Source organism: Pseudomonas entomophila (assembly GCF_013523165.1).
Classification (GTDB): domain Bacteria; phylum Pseudomonadota; class Gammaproteobacteria; order Pseudomonadales; family Pseudomonadaceae; genus Aquipseudomonas; species Aquipseudomonas entomophila_A.
The window spans coordinates 30,696-53,413 of the sequence record NZ_JAAMQI010000012.1 but is presented as its reverse complement, the minus strand read 5'-3'; the positions used below and the strand labels follow the sequence as shown (position 1 = coordinate 53,413).

Annotated in this window: 20 protein-coding genes; 11 read left to right on the top strand and 9 right to left on the bottom strand. The window is 66.7% G+C overall.

The genetic code is table 11. The features are described 5' to 3' along the window. Nucleotides 1–46: 46 nt before the first annotated feature. The 7 genes from ispC to rpsB all read right to left on the bottom strand — a co-directional run bounded on the left by ispC (nt 47) and on the right by rpsB (nt 6,085). Complete coding sequence (gene ispC, locus G7Z99_RS11630; RefSeq protein ID WP_181093946.1) at nt 47–1,237, bottom strand: 1-deoxy-D-xylulose-5-phosphate reductoisomerase; 1,191 nt, start codon at nt 1,235–1,237, stop codon at nt 47–49. Beyond that, entirely contained in the window at nt 1,234–2,049 is an 816-nt protein-coding gene (locus G7Z99_RS11625; protein ID WP_181093944.1) for a phosphatidate cytidylyltransferase, read from the bottom strand. Before G7Z99_RS11625 ends, ispC begins: the two co-directional genes overlap by 4 nt. Further along, a complete protein-coding gene (uppS, locus tag G7Z99_RS11620; protein WP_181093942.1) occupies nt 2,049–2,804 on the bottom strand; it encodes a polyprenyl diphosphate synthase in 756 nt (251 codons plus the stop codon). The genes G7Z99_RS11625 and uppS overlap by 1 nt, the downstream gene beginning before the upstream one ends. A gap of 15 nt (nt 2,805–2,819) precedes the next feature. Further along, complete coding sequence (gene frr / locus G7Z99_RS11615) at nt 2,820–3,377, bottom strand: ribosome recycling factor (RefSeq protein WP_181093940.1); 558 nt, start codon at nt 3,375–3,377, stop codon at nt 2,820–2,822. After that, entirely contained in the window at nt 3,374–4,117 is a 744-nt protein-coding gene (pyrH, locus tag G7Z99_RS11610) for a UMP kinase (protein ID WP_060392842.1), read from the bottom strand. Before pyrH ends, frr begins: the two co-directional genes overlap by 4 nt. Nucleotides 4,118–4,300: 183 nt before the next feature. Next, nucleotides 4,301–5,164 carry a translation elongation factor Ts gene (gene tsf / locus G7Z99_RS11605; RefSeq protein WP_181093938.1) on the bottom strand — a complete coding sequence of 288 codons (864 nt, stop codon included), beginning with the start codon at nt 5,162–5,164 and terminating at the stop codon, nt 4,301–4,303. A gap of 183 nt (nt 5,165–5,347) precedes the next feature. Next, nucleotides 5,348–6,085 carry a 30S ribosomal protein S2 gene (rpsB, locus tag G7Z99_RS11600; RefSeq protein WP_181093936.1) on the bottom strand — a complete coding sequence of 246 codons (738 nt, stop codon included), beginning with the start codon at nt 6,083–6,085 and terminating at the stop codon, nt 5,348–5,350. Nucleotides 6,086–6,379: 294 nt separating this feature from the next. On the opposite strand from rpsB, the gene map reads away from it, so the two are divergent. Genes map through dapC form a run of 3 tightly spaced genes read left to right on the top strand, consistent with a single transcriptional unit; the run spans nt 6,380 to nt 11,111 of the window. Continuing rightward, nucleotides 6,380–7,162 (top strand): type I methionyl aminopeptidase, encoded by a 783-nt coding sequence (gene map, locus G7Z99_RS11595; protein ID WP_181093934.1) that lies wholly within the window; start codon nt 6,380–6,382, stop codon nt 7,160–7,162. 33 nt (nt 7,163–7,195) lie between these two features. After that, complete coding sequence (locus G7Z99_RS11590) at nt 7,196–9,895, top strand: [protein-PII] uridylyltransferase (RefSeq protein ID WP_181093932.1); 2,700 nt, start codon at nt 7,196–7,198, stop codon at nt 9,893–9,895. Nucleotides 9,896–9,917: 22 nt separating this feature from the next. Then, nucleotides 9,918–11,111: a succinyldiaminopimelate transaminase gene (gene dapC / locus G7Z99_RS11585; RefSeq protein ID WP_181093930.1), complete on the top strand. Its 1,194-nt coding sequence runs from the start codon at nt 9,918–9,920 to the stop codon at nt 11,109–11,111. Between the two features lie 138 nt (nt 11,112–11,249). Here dapC and G7Z99_RS11580 read toward each other — a convergent pair whose 3' ends face one another. Further along, the gene (locus G7Z99_RS11580; protein WP_181093928.1) at nt 11,250–12,896 is read right to left on the bottom strand and encodes a Na+/H+ antiporter; all 1,647 of its coding nucleotides are present in this window, start codon (nt 12,894–12,896) and stop codon (nt 11,250–11,252) included. A 371-nt stretch (nt 12,897–13,267) separates the two neighbouring features. On the opposite strand from G7Z99_RS11580, the gene G7Z99_RS11575 reads away from it, so the two are divergent. The 4 genes from G7Z99_RS11575 to G7Z99_RS11560 all read left to right on the top strand — a co-directional run bounded on the left by G7Z99_RS11575 (nt 13,268) and on the right by G7Z99_RS11560 (nt 16,372). Then, nucleotides 13,268–13,615: an ArsC family reductase gene (locus tag G7Z99_RS11575; protein ID WP_181094085.1), complete on the top strand. Its 348-nt coding sequence runs from the start codon at nt 13,268–13,270 to the stop codon at nt 13,613–13,615. 34 nt (nt 13,616–13,649) lie between these two features. Beyond that, the gene (dapD, locus tag G7Z99_RS11570) at nt 13,650–14,684 is read left to right on the top strand and encodes a 2,3,4,5-tetrahydropyridine-2,6-dicarboxylate N-succinyltransferase (RefSeq protein ID WP_181093926.1); all 1,035 of its coding nucleotides are present in this window, start codon (nt 13,650–13,652) and stop codon (nt 14,682–14,684) included. 75 nt (nt 14,685–14,759) lie between these two features. Then, nucleotides 14,760–15,965: an aminotransferase class V-fold PLP-dependent enzyme gene (locus G7Z99_RS11565; protein WP_181093924.1), complete on the top strand. Its 1,206-nt coding sequence runs from the start codon at nt 14,760–14,762 to the stop codon at nt 15,963–15,965. Next, nucleotides 15,962–16,372, top strand: coding sequence for a SufE family protein (locus G7Z99_RS11560; protein ID WP_181093922.1), 411 nt, complete (start codon nt 15,962–15,964; stop codon nt 16,370–16,372). The genes G7Z99_RS11565 and G7Z99_RS11560 overlap by 4 nt, the downstream gene beginning before the upstream one ends. Here the strand turns inward: G7Z99_RS11560 and tcdA are convergent. Continuing rightward, the gene (gene tcdA, locus G7Z99_RS11555; protein ID WP_181093920.1) at nt 16,351–17,175 is read right to left on the bottom strand and encodes a tRNA cyclic N6-threonylcarbamoyladenosine(37) synthase TcdA; all 825 of its coding nucleotides are present in this window, start codon (nt 17,173–17,175) and stop codon (nt 16,351–16,353) included. The two genes, G7Z99_RS11560 and tcdA, sit on opposite strands and share 22 nt — an antisense overlap. A gap of 248 nt (nt 17,176–17,423) precedes the next feature. On the opposite strand from tcdA, the gene G7Z99_RS11550 reads away from it, so the two are divergent. From G7Z99_RS11550 to G7Z99_RS11535, 4 genes are all read left to right on the top strand, one after another. Continuing rightward, entirely contained in the window at nt 17,424–20,015 is a 2,592-nt protein-coding gene (locus G7Z99_RS11550) for a glycosyltransferase (protein ID WP_181093918.1), read from the top strand. Between the two features lie 291 nt (nt 20,016–20,306). Next, nucleotides 20,307–21,458 carry a succinyl-diaminopimelate desuccinylase gene (dapE, locus tag G7Z99_RS11545; RefSeq protein WP_181093916.1) on the top strand — a complete coding sequence of 384 codons (1,152 nt, stop codon included), beginning with the start codon at nt 20,307–20,309 and terminating at the stop codon, nt 21,456–21,458. Then, nucleotides 21,458–22,270, top strand: a complete 813-nt coding sequence (locus G7Z99_RS11540; RefSeq protein WP_181093914.1) for a putative RNA methyltransferase — start codon at nt 21,458–21,460, stop codon at nt 22,268–22,270. Before dapE ends, G7Z99_RS11540 begins: the two co-directional genes overlap by 1 nt. Before the next feature lie 19 nt (nt 22,271–22,289). After that, nucleotides 22,290–22,664 (top strand): hypothetical protein, encoded by a 375-nt coding sequence (locus G7Z99_RS11535; RefSeq protein WP_181093913.1) that lies wholly within the window; start codon nt 22,290–22,292, stop codon nt 22,662–22,664. Nucleotides 22,665–22,718 lie beyond the last annotated feature (54 nt).

Here is a 22,718-nt window from a genome sequence, read left to right as displayed (position 1 = left end):
GGAATCTCCGAAGGCGTTCAGCCAAGGTCAGCGCACGGTGAAGGCCTTATCGGCCCTGCCGCTCCAGCCAGTGCCTCGACAGCTCGCGGGCGCGCCGGTCGGCTTCGAACACGGCCTCCAGCGACGCCACCGGCTCGACGGGCTGCTGCTCGAGGACCTGCGCAATGATACGCGCGATCTCGGGAAAGCGGATACGCCCCTGAAGAAACGCCTCCACGGCGATCTCGTTGGCCGCATTGAGCGTCGCCGGAGCACTGCCACCGGCTTGCGCCGCGTCTCGCGCCAGGCGCAGGCAGGGGAAGCGCTGGTCGTCCGGCGTCTCGAAATCCAGCCGCGCGATGGCGAACAGGTCCAGCGGCGCCACGCCCGAGTCGATTCGCTTGGGCCACGCCAGCGCATGGGCGATGGGCGTGCGCATGTCCGGGTTGCCGAGCTGGGCCAGCACGGACCCATCGACATAGTCGACCAGCGAATGGATGACGCTCTGCGGATGCACCACCACCTCGACCTTCGAGGGCGGCGCGTCGAACAACCAGCAGGCCTCGATCAGTTCCAGGCCCTTGTTCATCATGCTCGCCGAATCCACGGAGATCTTGCGCCCCATGGACCAGTTGGGGTGTGCACAGGCCTGCTCGGGAGTGACGTCGAGCAAGGCCTCGGCCGACAGCGCACGGAACGGTCCGCCCGATGCGGTGAGCAGGATCCGGCGCACACCCACGGCGTCCAGACCGCGGCCGTAGTCCGCAGGCAGGCACTGGAAGATCGCGTTGTGTTCGCTGTCGATCGGCAGCAGGACCGCGCCGCTGCGCTGGACCGCCTGCATGAACAGCGCACCGGACATCACCAGCGCTTCCTTGTTGGCCAGCAGCACCTTCTTGCCCGCCTCGACCGCCGCCAGGGTCGGTCGCAGCCCGGCGGCGCCGACGATGGCCGCCATCACCGTGTCGACCTCCGGTGCCGAGGCCACCTGGCACAGGCCGGCCTCGCCCACCAGCACCTCGACGGCCACACGCGCCGCCGCCAGGCCCTGGCGCAACTGCACGGCTGCCGTGTCGTCCGGCACCACGGCGCAGACGGGACGGTGCCGCACGCACAGGGCGAGCAGTTCGTCGATGCGGGAGAACCCGCTCAGGGCGAAGACCTGATACTGCTCGGGGTGCCGGGCGATCACGTCCAGCGTGCTCAGCCCGATGGAGCCGGTGGCCCCGAGAACGGTGACCCGTTGCGCGCGACTCACATCACACCCCATTCGGCGGCCCACAACAGCACGGCGAACAGCGGAATGGCCGCCGTCAGGCTGTCGATGCGATCGAGCACGCCACCGTGGCCTGGCAGCAGGTTGCTGCTGTCCTTGATGCCGGAGCGACGCTTGAACATGCTTTCGGTCAGGTCACCGATCACCGACGCCATCACCACCAGCGCCCCGCCCAGCACACCGATCAGCAACTGACCCAGGCTCCAGTCCCGGTACAGACCGACTGCCACCACGATCGCCAGGCTCACCGCCAGCCCTCCGTAGACCCCTTCCCAGCTCTTGCCCGGGCTCACCTGGGGCGCCAGCTTGCGCTTGCCGAAGGCCCGGCCGGAGAAGTAGGCGCCGATGTCCGCCGCCCAGACCAGCACCATCACCGAAAGGATCAGCCAGTTGCCCATCGACCAGTGCTTGAGCAGGATCAGCCCCTGCCAGGCAGGCAGCAGCACCAGCACGCCGATCAGCAGGCGGCACGCCGCGCTGGCCCACAGTTCGCTGCTGCGCGGGTAGGTCAGCACCAGCCAGGTGGCCACCCCCCACCAGATCACCGACGCGCCCAGTACCCAGGGTGCCAGGTCCGGCATCAGGTGCAGCACCATCAGCGAGCCGGCGATGACCGCCGCGTAGGCAAGTCGCAGGGGCTGCGCCTCGAGCCCGGCCAGGCGTGCCCACTCCCAGGCGCCCAGGCTCACCACCAGACCGATGAACAAGGCGAAGTCCCCACCCTGCAACAGGAAGAAACCGCCCAGGGCGATCGGCAGCAGGATCAGCGCGGTGATGATGCGTTGTTTAAGCATTAGGCACGAGCTCCAGGTTCGACCTGCTCGCTCGTCTTACCGAAACGACGCTGGCGCGAAGCGAAATCGGCCAGCGCGGTGCGCATGGCGTCGTGTTTGAAATCCGGCCAGTACAGGTCGGAAAAGTACAGCTCGGCATAGGCCAGCTGCCAGAGCAGGAAGTTGCTGATGCGGTGCTCGCCACCGGTGCGGATGCACAGGTCCGGCAACGGCAGGTCGCCGGTGACCAGGCAGGTCTGCAGCAACCCTGGGGTGATGTCTTCCGGGCGCAGGTGCCCGGCCTGGACTTCGCGCGCCAGGCGCTGGGCGGCCTGGGCGATGTCCCACTGGCCACCGTAGTTGGCGGCGACCTGCAAGGTGAACCGGGTGTTGCCCGCCGTCAGCGATTCGGCCTCGCGGATCGCCTGCTGCAGCTCGGGATGAAAGCGCGAGCGATCGCCGATGATGCGCAGGCAGATGCCGTTCTCGTTGAGGCGTCGGGCCTCCCGGCGCAGGGCCGAGAAGAACAGCTCCATCAGCGCCCCCACCTCGTCGGCGGGGCGCTGCCAGTTCTCGCTGGAGAAGGCGAACAGGGTCAGCACCTCGACCCCGGCCTCGGCACAGACTTCGATGACCGCGCGAACGGCGTCGACACCCGCCTTGTGCCCGGCGACGCCTGGCAGCAGGCGGCGCTTGGCCCAGCGGTTGTTGCCGTCCATGATGATCGCGACGTGACGCGGCACCGAGGACGGGGCCGCTGGCTTGGTCTTTTCCATTGAAAAACCCTGGCCTTAAACGGCCATCAGGTCCTTTTCCTTGGCTTTGAAGGCGGCATCGACCTCGGCAACGTACTTGTCGGTCAGCTTCTGGATCTCGTCAGCGGCACGACGCTCTTCGTCTTCGCTGATTTCCTTGTCCTTGGTCAGCTTCTTCAAGTCGGCCAGGGCATCGCGACGCACGTTGCGCACGGCGACCTTGGCATCCTCGGCGACGCCGCTGGCCTGCTTGGTGTAGCCCTTGCGGGTTTCCTCGGTCAGGGCCGGCATCGGCACGCGAATGGTGGTGCCGGCGCTGGACGGGTTCAGGCCCAGGTCGGAGGTCAGGATGGCCTTCTCAATCGCTGCACTGAGGTTCTTGTCGTGGGCGACGATCTTCAGGGTGCGCGCGTCCTCGACGCTGACGGCGGCGACCTGGTTCAGTGGCATCTCGCTCCCCCAGGCCGGGACCTTGACGCTGTCCAGGATGCTGGGGTGGGCACGGCCGGTACGGATGGCCGCCAGGTTGCGACCCAGGGCTTCGAGGGACTTGCCCATGCGGTCCTGGGCGTCTTTCTTGATGTCGTTGATCATGCTTGGCCTTCCTCGATCAGGGTTCCTTCAGCGCCGCCCACCACGATGTTCAGCAGGGCGCCAGGCTTGTTCATGTTGAAGACACGCAGTGGCATCTTGTGGTCGCGGCACAGGCAGATCGCGGTCAGGTCCATGACGCCGAGCTTGCGATCGAGGACCTCGTCGTAGGTCAGGCGATCGAACTTCTCCGCGTGCGGATCCTTGAACGGGTCGGCAGTGTAGACGCCATCGACCTTGGTCGCCTTCAGCACCACGTCGGCATCGATCTCGATGGCACGCAGGCACGCTGCGGAGTCGGTGGTGAAGAACGGGTTGCCCGTACCGGCGGAGAAAATTACCACATCGCCGGACTTGAGTTGACGGTTGGCTTTGCGGCGATCGTAATGATCGGTCACGCCCACCATGGAAATCGCCGACATGACGATGGCCGAGATGTTCGAGCGCTCCAGGGCGTCGCGCATGGCCAGGGCGTTCATGACCGTGGCCAGCATGCCCATGTGGTCACCGGTGACGCGGTCCATGCCGGCGGCACTCAGCGCAGCGCCGCGGAACAGATTACCCCCGCCGATCACCAGGCCGACCTCGACGCCGATGCCGACCAGCTGCCCGACTTCCAGGGCCATGCGGTCCAGGACCTTCGGGTCGATGCCAAACTCTTCCGAACCCATCAGGGCCTCGCCGCTAAGTTTGAGCAAAATGCGTTTATAGCGAGGTTGGCGACCACTCACCTGCTGAGCCATTGCGAGTCTCTCCTGCGGCGTTGTATAGAAAATTCAGGGCGGGCTGGATGCAGCCTGCCAAAGACTGTAGCGCGGCGCTGCTTCAGCGCCAACGCCTGCCGGCAGGGTAAACCGGCGGGCGCTTTGAAAAAGAGGCTGCGCGCGTGAGCGGGCAGCCTCTTGGGGGCGACAGAAAGGTCTGTCTTACTGCTTGGCAGCAGCCACCTGTGCGGCAACTTCGGCAGCGAAGTCGTCGACTGGCTTCTCGATGCCTTCGCCAACCTTGAAGTAGGTGAAGGAAACGATTTCAGCGCCGGCTTTCTTGGCCAGCTCGCCAACCTTGACTTCCGGGTTCATGACGAACGCCTGCTCTTTGAGCGAGGCTTCGGCCTTGAACTTGGTGATGCGGCCGTTGATCATGTTTTCAACGATGTTTTCCGGCTTGCCGGCGATCTTGTCGGCGTTCAGCTGCAGGAAGACACCCTTCTCGCGCTCGATGGCTTCGGCGGAGATTTCCGACGAATCCAGGAACTCGGGGTTCGACGCGGCGACGTGCATGGCGATGTTCTTGGCCAGCTCGACGTCACCGCCGTTCAGAACAACGACAGCACCGATCTTGTTGCCGTGCAGGTAGGCACCGACCACGTCACCTTCAACACGCACCAGACGGCGGATGTTGACGTTTTCGCCGCACTTGGCGACCAGGGCTTCACGAGCAGCTTCGCGCGAGGCGATCAGCGGCGCGGCGTCGGTCAGCTTCTGGGCGAAGGCTTCTTCCAGGCTTTCGGCGACGAATTGCTTGAAGTCGTCTTGCAGGGCCAGGAAGTCGGTCTGCGAGTTCACTTCCAGCAGGACGGCCGACGTGCCGTCGGTCTTGACGGCGATGGCGCCTTCGGCGGCAACGTTGCCAGCCTTCTTGGCGGCCTTGATGGCGCCCGAGGCACGCATGTCATCAATGGCTTTCTCGATGTCGCCGCCAGCCTTTTCCAGGGCTTTCTTGCAATCCATCATGCCTTCGCCGGTACGCTCGCGCAGTTCTTTGACCAGCGCTGCAGTAATTGCTGCCATTTCAAAATCCTCTTGGAAAGTTTTTCAACCATTCCACCCGTCGATGACGGGCGTTCAATACTGCGAATCCGCTGTCTGCGCCTGCATGCCCAGGGAAGGGGACGGCTGCCGACAGCAGGATTTCAAGGTGGCAAAAAGGGGGCATAGCCCCCTTTTCGCGTGCCAAGTCGACGCTAGCGTCTATTACTCGGCAGCAGGTGCAGCCGCTTCTTCAGCGTAGACTTCGGTACCGCCAGCCACGTTGTTGCGGCCACGGATGACGGCGTCAGCCATCGAAGTCATGTACAGCTCGATGGCGCGGATGGCGTCGTCGTTGCCTGGGATGACGTAGTCAACGCCTTCCGGGCTGCTGTTGGTATCGACAACGCCGATGACCGGGATGCCCAGCTTGTTGGCTTCGGTGATGGCGATGCGCTCGTGGTCGACGTCGATCACGAACAGTGCGTCCGGCAGGCCGCCCATGTCCTTGATGCCGCCCAGGCTACGGTCCAGCTTTTCCAGGTCGCGCGAACGCATCAGCGCTTCTTTCTTGGTCAGCTTGGTGAACGTGCCGTCTTCGGCCTGGGTTTCCAGGTCGCGCAGACGCTTGATCGAAGCGCGGATGGTCTTGTAGTTGGTCAGCATGCCGCCCAACCAGCGGTGGTCGACGTACGGCGAACCGCAACGGGCCGCTTGCTCGGCGACGATCTTGCCCGCGGAACGCTTGGTGCCGACGAACATGATCTTGTTCTTGCCCTGGGCCAGGCGCTCGACGAACGACAGGGCGTCGTTGAACAGCGGCAGGGTTTTTTCCAGGTTGATGATGTGGATCTTGTTACGCGCGCCGAAGATGTACTTGCCCATCTTCGGGTTCCAGTAACGGGTCTGGTGGCCGAAGTGCACACCGGCCTTCAGCATATCGCGCATGTTGACTTGGGACATGATTGTTCCTTGATAAGTCGGGTTGGGCCTCCACGCATCCCAATGACCAACCGCGAATCCGAGGATCCGGGGCACCCAGGCCATCGTGCCGACACGTGTGTGGGTTCAGGCTGACGGGGTCGTCCCCGAAAGCGGCGCATGTTATACCACAGCCGACCGGGGAACGGAACCAGAACCTTGCGCCGGGCGCACAGGACGTGGCACGCGGGCGGAAGGTCCAGAAACGGCGCCAGGTCTGCTAGAATCGCGGCTTTCCGTTTGTCAGCGCCCTGGCGGCGCCGTAGAGAGCCTGCAATGACCGTAACCATCAAGACCGCCGAAGACATCGAGAAGATGCGGGTCGCCGGCCGCCTGGCCGCCGACGTGCTCGAAATGATCGAGGCGCACGTCAAGCCCGGCGTGACCACCGAGCACCTCGACCGGCTGTGCCACGACTACATCGTCAACGTGCAGAAGGCCATCCCCGCGCCCCTGAACTACAAAGGCTTTCCCAAGTCGATCTGCACCTCGATCAACCATGTGGTCTGTCACGGCATCCCCGGTGACAAGCCGCTCAAGGACGGCGACACGCTCAACATCGACGTCACCGTGATCAAGGACGGCTACCACGGCGACACCAGCCGCATGTTCCACGTCGGCACCGTCGCGCCCTGGGCCGAGCGCCTGTCCCAGGTCACCCAGGAATGCCTGTACAAGGCCATCGAGCTGGTGCGTCCGGGCTGCCGCCTCGGCGACATCGGCGAGGTGATCCAGAAGCACGCCGAGAAGAACGGCTTCTCCGTGGTACGCGAGTTCTGCGGCCATGGCATCGGCAAGGTGTTCCACGAAGAGCCGCAGGTGGTGCATTACGGCAAGGCCGGCACCGGCATGGCGCTCGAGGAAGGCATGACCTTCACCATCGAGCCGATGATCAACCAGGGCAAGGCCGACACCAAGGTGCTGGGCGACGGTTGGACCGCGATCACCAAGGATCGCAAGCTGTCGGCGCAATGGGAGCACACCCTGCTGGTGACGGCCACCGGCTACGAGATCTTCACCCTGCGCAAGGACGACACCATCCCGCGTACGTCGGCCTGACCCCAGGCCGGCTGCCCAGACAGGAACCCGACGATGCCCCAGGTGGATCCCGAACTGTTCGACCGCGGCCAGTTCCAGGCCGAGCTGGCGCTCAAGGCCAGCCCCATCGCGGCCTTCAAGAAAGTCATGCGCCAGGCCGGCGAGGTGCTCGACCGGCGCTTTCGCGACGGCCGCGACGTGCGTCGGCTGATCGAAGACCGCGCCTGGCTCGTCGACAACCTGCTGCAACAGGCCTGGAACCAGTTCGACTGGGGCGAGCCGGGCGGCATCGCCCTGGTGGCGGTGGGCGGCTATGGCCGTGGCGAGCTGCACCCCTACTCGGACATCGACCTGCTGATCCTGCTGGGCGAGGACGACCATGAGCGCTACCGGGGCGCGATCGAGCAGCTGCTCACCCTGCTGTGGGACATCGGCCTGGAGGTCGGCCAGAGCGTGCGCAGCGTCGCCGACTGTGCCGAGCAGGCGCGCGCCGACATCACGGTCATCACCAACCTCATGGAAAGCCGCACCATCGCCGGCCCCGAGGCCCTGCGCAAGCGCATGCTCGAGGCTACCGGCACCGCGCACATGTGGCCGAGCAAGGCGTTCTTCCTGGCCAAGCGCGCCGAGCTGCAGGCCCGCCACCACAAGTACAACGACACCGAGTACAACCTCGAACCCAACGTCAAGGGCTCGCCCGGCGGGCTGCGCGACATCCAGACCGTGCTCTGGGTCGCCCGGCGCCACTACGGCACGCTGAACCTGCACGCCCTGGCCGGGGAAGGCTTCCTGCTCGAGAGCGAGAACGAACTGCTGGCCTCGTCCCAGTCGTTCCTGTGGAAAGTGCGCTATGCCCTGCACATGCTCGCCGGCCGCGCCGAGGATCGCCTGCTGTTCGACCACCAGCGCAGCGTGGCCACCCTGCTCGGCTACAGCGACGAGAACCCCAAGCGCGCCATCGAGCAGTTCATGCAGCAGTACTACCGGGTGGTGATGAGCATCAGCCAGCTGTGCGACCTGATCATCCAGCACTTCGAAGAGGTGATCCTGGCCGATGACAACGGCACGACCCAGCCCCTGAACCCGCGCTTTCGCCTGCACGATGGCTACCTCGAGGCGGTCAACGCCCAGGTGTTCAAGCGCACCCCGTTCGCCATGCTGGAGATCTTCGTGCTGATGGCCCAGCACCCGGCGATCAAGGGTGTGCGTGCCGACACCGTGCGCCTGCTGCGCGAGCACCGGCACCTGATCGACGACGCGTTTCGCCACGACATCCGCAACACCAGCCTGTTCATCGAGCTGTTCAAGTGCGAGGTGGGCATCCACCGCAACCTGCGGCGCATGAACCGCTACGGCATCCTCGGGCGCTACCTGCCCGAGTTCGGCTTCATCGTCGGGCAGATGCAGCACGACCTGTTCCACATCTACACGGTCGATGCGCACACGCTCAACCTGATCAAGCACCTGCGCAAGCTGCAGTACACGCCCGTGTCGGAGAAATTCCCGCTGGCCAGCAAGCTGATGGGACGCCTGCCCAAGCCGGAGCTGATCTACCTGGCCGGCCTGTACCACGACATCGGCAAGGGCCGTCAGGGCGACCATTCGGAGATCGGGGCCGAAGAGGCCGAAGCGTTCTGCCGGCGCCATCACCTGCCGGCCTGGGACAGCCGCCTGATCGTCTGGCTGGTGCGTCACCACCTGGGCATGTCCACCACGGCCCAGCGCAAGGATCTGTCCGACCCCCAGGTGATCCATGACTTCGCGCTGCTGGTCGGTGACGAGACGCGCCTGGACTACCTCTACGTGCTCACCGTGGCCGACATCAACGCCACCAACCCGAGCCTGTGGAATTCCTGGCGTGCCAGCCTGCTGCGCCAGCTCTACACCGAGACCAAGCGCGCCCTGCGCCGCGGCCTGGAAAACCCGCTGGACCGCGAAGAGCTGATCCGCCAGACCCAGAGCGCCGCGCTGGACATCCTGGTGCGCGAAGGCACCGACCCGGACGACGTCGAGCAGCTCTGGTCGCAGCTGGGCGACGACTACTTCCTGCGCCACACCTCGGCCGACGTCGCCTGGCACACCGACGCCATCCTCCAGCAGCCGGCCGACGGCGGCCCGCTGGTGCTGATCAAGGAAACCACCCAGCGCGAGTTCGAGGGCGGCACGCAGATCTTCATCTACGCGCCCGACCAGCACGACTTCTTCGCCGTGACCGTGGCGGCCATGTCGCAGCTCAACCTGAACATTCACGATGCGCGGATCATCACCTCCAGCAGCCAGTTCACCCTCGACACCTACATCGTGCTGGACACTGACGGCGGCTCGATCGGCGACAACCCACAGCGCGTCCGCCAGATTCGCGAGGGGCTGACCGAGGCGCTGCGCACGCCCGAAGACTACCCGACGATCATCCAGCGACGGGTGCCGCGCCAGCTCAAGCACTTCACCTTCGCCCCTCAGGTGACCATCCACAACGATGCGCAACGGCCGGTGACCGTGCTCGAACTGATCGCCCCCGACCGCCCCGGGCTGCTGGCGCGCATCGGCCGGATCTTCCTGGCGTTCGACCTCTCCCTGCAGAACGCCAAGATCGCCACCCTGGGCGAACGGGTCGAGGACGTGTTCTTCATCACCGATGCCGACAACCAGCCGCTGTCCGATCCGCAGCTGTGCAGCCGCCTGCAAGAGGCGATCGTGCGCCAGTTGCAGGCCGGCCAACAGAGCGATGGCACCCCTACCCGCGTCACCTTTTGACGATTGACGAGACCTTGCGCCGATGAACCATGCCCTGACCCAGCTTCAGCCCTACCCTTTCGAGAAACTTCGCGCCCTGCTCGGCAGCGTGAAGCCGGCGGCGGACAAGCGTCCCATCGCCCTGTCGATCGGAGAGCCGAAGCATGAATCCCCTGCCTTCGTCACCCAGACCCTGGCGGATCATCTCGGGGACTTGGCGGTGTACCCCAGCACCCTCGGCCTGCCTGCGTTGCGCCAGTCGATCGCGCAGTGGTGCGAGCGGCGCTTCGGCGTGCCCAGCGGCTGGCTCGATGCCGAGCGCCACGTGCTGCCGGTCAACGGCACCCGCGAGGCGCTGTTCGCGTTCACCCAGGCCGTGGTCAACCGGGCCGACGAAGGCCTGGTGGTGAGCCCCAATCCGTTCTACCAGATCTACGAAGGCGCCGCGCTGCTGGCCGGTGCCACGCCGCACTACCTGCCCTGCCTCGAGGCCAACGGCTTCAACCCTGACTTCGACGCCGTGCCGGCGCAGGTCTGGCAGCGCTGCCAGATCCTCTTCCTCTGCTCGCCAGGCAACCCGACGGGCGCCCTGGTGCCACTGGAGACCCTGAAGACCCTGATCGGCCTGGCCGACCAGTACGACTTCGTGATCGCCGCCGACGAGTGCTACAGCGAGCTGTACTTCGACGAGGACAGCCCGCCCGCCGGCCTGCTGACGGCCTGTGCCGAACTGGGCCGCCAGGACTTCCACCGTTGCGTGGTGTTCCACAGCCTGTCCAAACGCTCGAACCTGCCAGGCCTGCGCTCGGGCTTCGTCGCGGGCGATGCGCGCATCCTCAAGCCGTTTTTGCTGTACCGCACCTACCACGGATGCGCCATGCCGGTACCGACCCAGCGCGCGAGCATCGCGGCCTGGGGCGACGAGGCGCACGTGCGCGCCAACCGCGACCAGTACCGCGCCAAGTTCGACGCGGTCCTGGACATCCTGCAGCCAGTGCTCGACGTCCAGCGCCCGGACGGCAGCTTCTACCTGTGGGCCAAGGTGCCCGGGGATGACGCCACCTTCGCCCGTGACCTGTTCGAGGCCGAGCACGTGACGGTGGTGCCCGGCTCGTACCTGTCGCGTGAAGTGGACGGGGTCAACCCAGGCGCCGGACGCGTGCGCATGGCCCTGGTCGCCCCGCTGGCCGAGTGCATCGAAGCGGCCGAACGCATTCGCCAGTTCCTGTCGCGCTGATCGCCTGCGGCCCGGTATTCGCCTGCCTCGACACGCCGTGAGCGCCGGGTCGCGCCTTGACCACTCGGTAGTCGGTACCGGCGCGATGCGCCCAGGGTGCTCGGCGCCTCCTGGACATGGCCAGCGTCGAGCGCACCGTCACTTGTTGCGCGCCAGGTTGGCCTCGCTCAGGTCCAGTTCGCCGAGGATCTGCCGGACCACCTCGTTGCCGACCTGGTGCCGGCGGTGCAGCGCGTAGAGTTCCAGGCGCTGGGCACGCAAGGCCTTGAGCCGCAGGTGTCGCTCGAGCTGGTCCATGCGCTCGGCCAGGGCGCGACTTTCGTCACTGTGGTTGTAGCGTTCGAGCTGATCGCGGTATTCGGCCATCAACCGCCCCTTGAGCTCGACCGCGAGCGTGGCCAGGTCGGCGTTCTGCGGCGCGTCGGCCTCGCTCAGGTCTTCCGCCTCCAGGGCATGGATGGCGGCCTCGGCCGTGAGGCGCCAGGCTTCCTGCACTTCCTGGTCCATGCGCTCGTCGGCGCTCTTGTCGATCCCACGCAGCAGCACCGGCAGGGCGATGCAGGCGCTGACCAGCGACAGCAGGATCACCCCGGCGGCGATGAAGATCAGCAGGTCGCGTTCGGGGAAGGCCTGGTCGGCGCCGATCAGGAGCGGCACCGACATGACACCGGCCAAGGTCACCGCCCCGCGCACCCCACCCAGGGTCAGCAGCCAGCAGGAGCGCGCGGTCGGCAGCATCACCAGGGCCGGCTTGCCGCGCCAGTGGCGGACCCGGCCGATGATGCGCCAGACGCTCTGTACCCAGATGAAGCGCAGCAGCACCAGCGTGGCGAAGATCGCCAGCACGTCCAGGCAGCGCCAGGCCAACGTCGGCCAGAGCGAGGTCTCGTGGCTGGCCACGGCCTTGACGATGTCGGGCAACTGCAGGCCCAGCAGCAGGAAGATCAGCCCGTTGAAGGCGAACTCCAGCAACGACCAGACGCTGCGGTTGAGCAGCCGGGTGCTGGTCTGGCGCGGCAGCAGGTCGAGCCAGCTCTGCATCATGCCGGCCGCCACGGCCGAGAGGATGCCCGAGGCACCCAGGCGCTCGGCCAGCACGTAGGCGGCGAACGGCAGCAACAGCATGAACACCACGTGGGTGGCCGGATCGTCCCAGCCGCGCCCGATCATCCACATGCGCAGCCGCCCGATCAGCCAGCTCAGGGCCACGCCTACCGCCAGCCCGCCGAGCGCCACCAGCAGAAAGGTCACACTGGCCTCGGCCAGCGAGAAGGCGCCCGTGATCGCTGCCGCCAGGGCGAACTTGAAGGTCACCAGGCCGGAGGCGTCGTTCATCAACGCCTCGCCCTGGAGCATGTGCATCAACGGCTTGGGCAGGCGATCCTGGGTAATCGCCGAGACCGCTACCGCATCGGTGGGCGAGAGGATCGCCGCCAGGGCGAACGCGGCCGCCAGCGGAATGCTCGGCAGCAGCCAGTGGATGAAGTACCCGGCGCCCACGACGGTGAACAGCACCAGCCCGACCGCCAGCCCCACCACCGGGCCACGCAGCCGCCACAGCGCACGCTTGGGGATGCGCCAGCCGTCGACGAACAGCAATGGCGGCAGGAACAGAAAGAGGAACAGTTCAGGGTCCAGCGCCACGTGCAGCCCCAGGGTCGGCCAGGCCAGCAAGGCCCCGGCGGCGATCTGGATCAACGGCAGCGGCAGCGGAACGACGCGAACCAGCAATTTGGAGAGACTTACCAGCGTCAGCAGGATAAGCACGGTGTAGGCTGACTGCATTGGAGCATGTGTCCTGTGTGAGCGAAGACCAAGGGCGGGCGGCGCCATGGTAAGGGCGAAAGGCCAGGCAGGCCGTGCGACCAACGTCGTAACCCTGCACTCACCCATGTCGCCGGGCGCGACGACCAGCAGTGGACCACGGCACGGGCTTCAGGTGCCGCGCTCATGGCATCCACGCCGTCGATGACGCATAATCGGCCGTCCACTGTTCAAGGAGCACCGAGGCGGCACGCCCAGGCTCGGGCAGGGGTCGGTCGAGTTGCCCTGTACCGTTCGGAGACGGTAGAGCCCGTTGCGGTTCCCTTCCGGTCGGTCAGCCTCCCCGCACCGCTTCCTGCCCGTTCGAACCGCGTATGGCCTCCCTACCCGCGATGACCCCGACTCTCTACGGCATCAAAGCCTGCGACACCATGAAGAAGGCCCGTACCTGGCTCGACGAGCAGGCCATTGCCTACACCTTCCACGACTACAAGACCCAAGGCATCGACCGTGACAGCCTGGTGCGCTGGTGCGACGAGCACGGCTGGCAGACCGTCCTGAACCGTGCCGGCACCACCTTCCGCACGCTCGACGAGACCAGCAAGGCCGATCTCGACCAGGCCCGGGCCATCGAACTGATGCTGGCCCAACCCTCGATGATCAAGCGCCCGGTGCTCGACCTGGGCGAACGCACCCTGGTCGGCTTCGCACCTGATCGGTATGCCGCCGCGTTGACCTGATTTTCGCTTTCCCTTATTCGCAAGAGGTAACCGCATGTCCACTACCCTGTTCAGCCTGGCCTTCGGCGTCGGCACCCAGAACCGCCAGGGCACCTGGCTGGAAGTCTTCTACGCGCAGCCCCTGGTGGCGCCCTCCAGCGCCCTGGTCGAGGCGATCGCTCCGCTGCTCGGCTACGAAGGCGGCAATCAGGCCATCACCTTCAGCACGACCCAGGCCGCCCAACTGGCCGACGCCGTGCGCACGATCGACCCCGCCCAGGCCGCCCTGCTGACGCGCCTGGCGGAAAGCCACAAGCCGCTGGTCGCGACCCTGCTGGCCGAGGACGGCGCGCTGACGTCGACTCCTGAAGCCTACCTGAAGCTGCACCTGCTCTCGCACCGCCTGGTCAAGCCCCATGGTGTGAGCCTGGCCGGCATCTTCCCGCTGCTGCCGAACATCGCCTGGACCAGCCAGGGCGCCATCGACCTGGCCGAGCTGGCCGAGCAGCAGCTCGAGGCGCGACTGCGCGGTGACCTGCTGGAAGTCTTCTCGGTCGACAAGTTCCCGAAGATGACCGACTACGTGGTCCCGGCCGGTGTGCGCATCGCCGACAGCGCGCGGGTCCGCCTGGGCGCCTACATCGGCGAAGGCACCACCATCATGCACGAGGGCTTCGTCAACTTTAACGCGGGCACCGAAGGCCCGGGCATGATCGAAGGTCGCGTCTCGGCCGGCGTGTTCGTCGGCAAGGGCTCGGACCTGGGGGGCGGCTGCTCGACCATGGGCACCCTCTCCGGTGGCGGCAACATCGTCATCACCGTCGGCGAAGGCTGCCTGATCGGCGCCAACGCCGGGATCGGCATCCCGTTGGGCGACCGCAACACCGTCGAGGCGGGCCTGTACATCACCGCCGGTACCAAGGTGCAGTTGCTGGACGAGCAGAACCAGCTGGTCAAGGTGGTCAAGGCGCGCGACCTGGCGGGCCAGACCGACCTGCTGTTCCGCCGCAACTCCGTCAGCGGCGCCGTCGAGTGCAAGACCCACAAGTCGGCCATCGAGCTGAACGAGGCCCTGCACGCCCACAACTGAGGCCTGCAACGACCTGAAGTGATAAGATCGGGCCTGGCTTCTTGCCAGGCCCGTTTCTTTTCCAGGTCCACCATCATGTTCCAGCCCTCCCCCTGGCGCGCCGACTTCCCCGCCGTCGCCGCCCTGCACCGCCAGCACCAGACCTACCTGGACAGCGCGGCCACCACCCAGAAGCCCCAGGTCATGCTGGACGCCCTCAATCGTTACTACGGGGGTGGCGCCGCCAACGTGCACCGGGCCCAGCACGTGCCGGGCGCCCTGGCGACCCAGGCGTTCGAGGCGACCCGCAGTGCGCTGGCTGCCTGGACAGGCGGCGGCGAGGCCCAGCAGTTCATCTTCACCCACGGGGCCACCTCGGCGCTCAACCTGCTTGCCTATGGCCTGGAACATGGCTTCGAGGCCGGCGACGAAATCGCCGTCAGTGCCCTGGAGCACCATGCCAACCTGCTGCCCTGGCAACAGTTGGCGCGACGCCGTGGCCTGCGCCTGGTGATCCTGCCGATTGATGAACGCGGCCAGATCGACCTGGAGCAGGCGTTGCAGTTGATCGGACCGCGCACCCGTCTGCTGGCGGTCAGCCAACTGTCCAATGTGCTGGGCACCTGGCAGCCCCTGGCGCCCCTGCTGGCGCATGCCCGGGCCCAGGGGGCGCTGAGCGTGGTCGACGGCGCCCAAGGGGTGGTGCACGGGCGTCCCGACCTGAGCCAGCTGGGGTGCGACTTCTACGTGTTCTCCAGCCACAAGCTGTACGGGCCGGACGGCGTGGGCGTGCTCTACGGTCGCCAGCCGGCGCTGTCGCGCCTGAGGCATTGGCAGTTCGGCGGCGAGATGGTGCACCTGGCCGGCTATCACGACGCGAGCTTTCGCCCTGCGCCCCTGGGTTTCGAGGCAGGCACGCCGCCGGTGGCCGGGGTGATCGGACTGGGAGCGACCCTGGCATACCTGAACGGCCTGGATCCGTCGGCCGTGGCGGCGCACGAGGCCGCGCTGCACCGCATGCTGTGCGAAGGCCTGGTCGCGCGCGAAGGCGTGCGCCTGTTGGGCGACCCTCAGGGGGCGCTGGCCAGTTTCGTGGTGGACGGGGTGCACAATGCCGACATCGCCCACCTGCTGACCGAACAAGGCATCGCCGTGCGCGTGGGGCACCATTGCGCCATGCCGCTGTTCGAGCGACTGGGCCTGGAGGGCGCGATTCGCGTGTCGCTGGGCCTGTACAACGATGGCGACGACCTGGTGCGGTTCTTCGACGCCTTCGATCAGGCCCTGGAGCTGTTGCGATGACGCTGCCGACCGCGGCCCGCGAGGCTTTGCAGGGGTTCGAACAGGCCCAGGGCTGGGAACAGCGGGCACGCCTGCTGATGCAGTGGGGCCAACGGCTGCCGCCCCTGGCGCAGGCCGACAAGGTCGAGGCCAACCGGGTGCATGGCTGCGAAAGCGTGGTCTGGCTGACCGCGCAGGCCCTCGACGGACGCTGGCAGTTTCAGGCCGACAGCGAGGCGCGGCTGCTCAAGGGGCTGCTGGCGGTGTTGCTGGTGCGCGTGCAGGGGCTCGAGCGGGACGAGCTGGGCCGCGTCGACCTGGCCGACTGGTTCGCCCAGCTGGGCCTGGCGCGCCAGCTCACTCCCTCACGCAGCAACGGCCTGCACGCCGTGCTGCAACGCATGGCTCAACTGGCCGCAGGCACCTGAGCCACGGCGCGCTCCGAAGGGCGGCGCGCCCCACCGACCAGTTTTTCCACCAGCTTGCTGGCGGCGACCATGCCGAAGGTGGCGGTGACCATCATCACTGCGCCAAAACCGCCCGAGCAGTCCAGGCGCACGCCTTCGCCCACGAAGCTTTTCTGCAGGCAGACGCTGCCATCGCCTTTCGGGTAGCGCAGCTGTTCGCTGGAGAACACGCACGGCACGCCATAATTGCGGCTGACGTTGCGGGAGAACTGGTAGTCGCGACGCAACGTCGAGCGCACGCGCGAGGCCAGCGGGTCGTTGAAGGTCTTGTTGAGGTCGCCGACCTGAACCTGGGTCGGGTCGATCTGCCCACCGGCACCGCCCGTGGTGACGATGGCGATCTTGCGCCGCCGGCACCAGGCGATCAACGCGGCCTTGGCGTTGACGCTGTCGATGCAGTCGACCACACCGTCGAAGCCTTCGTGGATGTACTCGACCATCGTGTCGCGCGTCACGAAATCGGCCACCGCGTGCACCATGCAGGCCGGGTTGATCGCACGCAGCCGCTCGGCCATGACCTCGACCTTGGCACGCCCGACCTGGCCTTCGAGCGCGTGGGCCTGCCGGTTGGTGTTGCTGACGCAGACATCGTCGAGGTCGAACAGGGTGATCTCCCCCACGCCGCTGCGCGCCAAGGCCTCGGCCACCCAGGAGCCGACCCCGCCGATGCCGACCACGCCGACGTGGGCGCGGCGCAGGCGCTCGAGGCCCTCGTCGCCATACAGCCGGGCGATGCCGGCGAAGCGTGGATCTTCTGTGCTCATGTCGCCCAACCCTGGAAAAAACCGGCGCGCAGTATAAAGCAGTTGGCCGGATGACGAACCACCGGCGGGCCGACTGCGTGCCGCTCGCCCCCCGGAAGCGCGCCGGTCAAGGGGATTAATCCGCATAACCCTGCTTTAATAGGTCGTTACCTACAAGGACATGTCCGTGCTCCGGGCAGGACGGAACCCTCACCTTCGCACAGCCGCCCATGCCCTCGCCGGCCAGGGCGTTGGAATCTCACACGCTTATGTCGTCACGCAAATTCGGCCTCAACCTGGTCGTGGTGCTGGTCATCGCCGCCCTGTTCACCGGCTTCTGGGCCCTGGTCAATCGGCCGGTGTCCGCCCCCGCCTGGCCCGAGCAGATCTCGGGCTTCTCGTACTCGCCGTTTCGCCTGAACGAAAGCCCGCAACGGGGTCAGTACCCCAGCGAGCAAGAACTGCGCGAGGACCTGGCGCAGCTGAGCACGCTGACCGACAGCCTCCGGATCTACACCGTCGAGGGCAGTCAGGCGCAGATTCCCCGGCTGGCCGAGGAGATGGGCCTGCGGGTGACCCTGGGCATCTGGATCAGCCCGGACCTGGAGCGCAACGAACGCGAGATCGCCCGGGCCATCGAGCTGGCCAACACCTCGCGCAGCGTGATCCGTGTGGTGGTCGGCAACGAGGCACTGTTCCGCGAGGAGGTCACCCCTGAAGGGCTGATCGCCTACCTGGACCGGGTGCGCGCCGCCGTCAAGGTCCCGGTCACCACCAGCGAACAGTGGCACATCTGGAAGGCGCATCCCGAGCTGGCACGGCATGTGGACCTGATCGCCGCGCACATCCTGCCGTACTGGGAATTCGTGCCGGTGAACGACTCGGTGCAGTTCGTGCTCGACCGCGCCCGCGAACTCAAGCAGCAGTTCCCGCGCAAGCCGCTGCTGCTGTCCGAGGTCGGCTGGCCGAGCAACGGGCGCATGCGCGGCGGTGCCGACGCCACCCAGGCCGACCAGGCCATCTACCTGCGCACCCTGGTCAACACGCTCAACCGACGCGGCTACAACTATTTCGTGATCGAAGCCTACGACCAGCCCTGGAAGGCCAGCGACGAAGGCTCGGTAGGCGCGTACTGGGGCGTGTTCAACGCCGCGCGGCAGCAGAAATTCAACTTCGAAGGGCCGGTGGTGGCGATCCCGCAGTGGCGCGCCCTGGCGGTAGCCTCGGTGGTGCTGGCGCTGCTGGCCCTGGCCCTGCTGCTGATCGATGGCTCGACCCTGCGCCAGCGTGGGCGCACCTTCCTGACCTTCATCGCCTTTCTGTGCGGTTCGGTGCTGGTGTGGATCGCCTATGACTACAGCCAGCAGTACAGCACCTGGTTCAGTCTGACCGTGGGCGTGCTGCTGGGGCTGGGGGCGCTGGGCGTGTTCATCGTGCTGCTGACCGAGGCCCACGAGCTGGCCGAGGCGGTCTGGATCCACAAGCGCCGCCGGGAATTTTTGCCGGTGCACACCGACAGCGCCTACCGGCCCAAGGTGTCGGTGCACGTGCCGTGCTACAACGAGCCGCCGGAGATGGTCAAGCAGACCCTCGATGCCCTGGCCGCGCTGGACTACCCCGACTTCGAAGTGCTGGTGATCGACAACAACACCAAGGATCCGGCCGTCTGGGAACCGCTCAAGGCGCATTGCGAACGGCTCGGCGAACGCTTCAGGTTCTTCCACGTGTCGCCGCTGGCGGGGTTCAAGGGCGGCGCGCTGAACTACCTGCTGCCGCACACCGCCCCGGATGCCGAGGTGATCGCGGTGATCGACTCGGACTACTGCGTCGACCGCAACTGGCTCAAGCACATGGTGCCGCACTTCGCCGACCCGAAGATCGCCGTGGTGCAGTCGCCCCAGGACTACCGCGACCAGCACGAGAGCCTGTTCAAGACGCTCTGCTACAGCGAGTACAAGGGCTTCTTCCACATCGGCATGGTCACCCGCAACGAGCGCAACGCGATCATCCAGCACGGCACCATGACCATGACGCGCCGCTCGGTGCTCGACGAGCTGGGCTGGGCCGACTGGTGCATCTGCGAGGATGCCGAACTGGGCCTGCGGGTGTTCGAGCGCGGTTATTCGGCCGCCTACGCCCACGACAGCTACGGCAAGGGGTTGATGCCGGACACCTTCATCGACTTCAAGAAGCAGCGCTTCCGCTGGGCCTACGGCGCCATCCAGATCATCAAGCACCACGCCGGCGCCCTGCTGCGCGGCCGTGGCAGCGAGCTGACCCGCGGGCAGCGCTACCACTTTTTGGCCGGCTGGCTGCCGTGGGTCGCCGACGGCATGAACATCTTCTTCACCGTCGGCGCGCTGCTCTGGTCGGCGGCGATGATCATCGTCCCGCAGCGGGTCGACCCGCCGCTGCTGATGTTCGCCATCCCGCCACTGGCGCTGTTCGGCTTCAAGGTCGGCAAGATCCTCTTCCTCTACCGCCGTGCGGTGGGCGTCGACCTGAAGGATGCCTTCGCCGCTGCGCTCGCGGGCCTGGCGCTGTCGCACACGATCGCCAAGGCGGTGCTGTACGGGTTCTTCACCCGCAGCATGCCGTTCATCCGCACCCCTAAGCATGCCGACAGCCATGGCGTGCTGGTGGCCATCGCCGAAGCCCGCGAGGAGCTGTTCATCCTGCTGCTGTTGTGGAGCGCAGCGGCGGGGATCTGCCTGGTCCAGGGCCTGCCCAATGCGGACATGCGCTTCTGGGTGGTGATGCTGCTGGTGCAGTCGCTGCCGTACCTGGCAGCGTTGGTGATGGCGTTCCTGTCATCGCTACCCCGGCGCGACACGTTGGCGGAACGCTCTGCCGTCGAATGAGGGGCTGCATGCGTGCGCCGGGACGGGCAAAATCCGGCGCGTTCAAAGACCGCTGCGCAGTCGCGTCGTACGTGCCCTCGGCGTGGCTTTGATATAAGATAACGGGCTTTATGCGTGGCCTCGGTGCATCAGGGTCTGACCGATCCTGGGACCGCTGTACGGTCCATTGCGGCGCAGGGGCCGCTCCTACAGGTCGACCGCATGGTCTGAACCGGGGGCGGTCCTGTCGCTGCGAACGGCCGCCTGACGACGCCGACCACCCTGCCTCTCGCCCTGCCCCTGGAGTGACCCATGACGGCCTCAGCCGACCTCTCGCCTACCCTTCAACTGGCCTGCGACCTGATCCGCCGTCCGTCCGTGACCCCCGTCGATGCCGATTGCCAGGCGCAGATGATGCGCCGCCTGGCGCAGGTCGGCTTCTCGCTCGAGCCGATGCGCATCGAGGACGTCGACAACTTCTGGGCGACCCATGGTCACCAGGACGGCCCGGTGCTGTGCTTTGCCGGGCATACCGACGTGGTGCCCACCGGCCCGCTTCAGGCCTGGACGCACCAGCCGTTCGAGGCGCTGATCGACGACCAGGGCATGCTGTGTGGACGGGGCGCTGCCGACATGAAGGGCAGCCTGGCGTCGATGGTGGTGGCCAGCGAGCGCTTCGTGCAGGACTACCCCGACCACCGTGGGCAGATCGCCTTCCTGATCACCAGTGACGAGGAAGGCCCGGCCGACCATGGCACCAAGGCCGTGGTCGAGCGCCTGCGCGCCCGTCAGCAGCGCCTGGACTGGTGCATCGTCGGCGAGCCGTCCAGCACCACGCTGCTCGGTGACGTGGTCAAGAACGGCCGCCGTGGCTCGCTCGGTGCGACCCTGACGGTACGTGGCAAGCAAGGCCATGTGGCCTACCCGCACCTGGCGCGCAACCCGATCCACCTGGCCGCGCCCGCGTTGGCCGAACTGGCGGCCGAGCACTGGGATGCCGGCAATGCGTTCTTCCCGCCGACCAGCTTCCAGATCTCCAACCTCAATGCCGGAACGGGCGCCACCAACGTGGTACCGGGCGAGCTGACGGCGCTGTTCAACTTCCGCTTCTCCACCGAATCGACGGTCGAAGGCCTGCAACAGCGCGTCGCGGCGATCCTCGATGCGCACCAGCTGGACTGGTCGATCGACTGGTCGCTCTCCGGTCTGCCGTTCCTGACCGAGCCGGGTGACCTGCTCGATGCGGTCGCCGCCAGCATCCAGGCGGTGACCGGCCGTCAGACCCAGCCGTCCACCAGCGGCGGGACGTCGGACGGACGCTTCATCGCCACGCTCGGCACCCAGGTGGTCGAGCTGGGGCCGGTCAATGCCACGATCCATCAGGTCGACGAGCGTATCCTGGCCAGCGACCTCGACCTGCTGACCGAGATCTACTACCAGACCCTGGTGAGGTTGCTCGCCTGATGCTTGCCTGTCCGCTGTGCCATGCGCCGTTGTCGCGCCTCGACAACGGCGTGGCCTGTGCGGCCGGTCATCGCTTCGACCGCGCGCGCCAAGGCTACCTGAACCTGCTGCCGGTGCAGCACAAGAACAGCCGCGACCCTGGTGACAACCAGGCGATGGTCGACGCCCGTCGCGGCTTCCTGGAGGCCGGCCACTATGCCCCGGTGGCCCGGCGTCTGGCCGCACTGGCCGCCGAGCGTCACCCGACCAGCTGGCTGGACATCGGCTGCGGCGAAGGCTACTACACGGCGCAGATCGCCCAGGCCCTGCCTGAAGCCGACGGCTATGCCCTGGACATCTCGCGCGAAGCGGTCAAGCGCGCCTGCCGCCGTGCCGCCGAGGTGACCTGGCTGGTCGCGAGCATGGCGCGCGTGCCCCTGGCCGACGCCAGTTGCCAGTTCATCGCCAGCGTCTTCAGCCCCCTCGACTGGCAGGAGGCCCTGCGCCTGCTGAGCCCTGGCGGCGGCCTGATGCGCGTGGGCCCGACCCGCGACCACTTGATGGAATTGCGCCAGGTGCTGTACGACGAGGTCCGCCCGTATGCCGACGACAAGCACCTGGCACTGGTGCCAGCGTCGATGCAGCATGCCCATAGCGAGACCTTGACGTTCCGCCTGTCGCTGGCCGACCCTCAGGCGCGTGCCGACCTGCTGGCGATGACGCCCCATGGCTGGCGCGCCAGCGCCGAACGGCGCGCGCAGGTGATCGACCAGCCCGAACCGTTCGACGTCACCGTTTCCATGCGCTATGACTATTTCGTGCGCCAAGACTGAGCACACCTGGAGCCTTTTGATGCGCCAACCCGATATCGAGATCTACCTCAAGGACAGCGACGTGTCCCGCCATCAGGTGACCACCTGGCTGGAGCAGGCGCTGGGTCAGTGCTCGCCCTGGCAGCAGCAGGGCCAGACCTGGAAGTGCCGCGCCGGTAACATTCCGGTCACCTGGGTACCCAACGCTGTAGGGAAATGGAACAGCCTGTTGCTGGAAAGCGACCAGACCCCGTGGGAGGACGACATCGCCTGCGCACACGCCGTGTATGCCGCGCTGCAGGTGGAGGTGCGTTGCGCACCGGGCAGCTGGGTGGAGGAGGAAGGCGAGGAAGACGCCGATCGCTGGGTACGCATCAGCGCCGATGGCGAACAGGAAATCACCTGGCGGACCTGACCACGTCCGGCGTACCGGCCTGACCGAGCGCGTCTCGGTGGCCGGTGCCCTGCG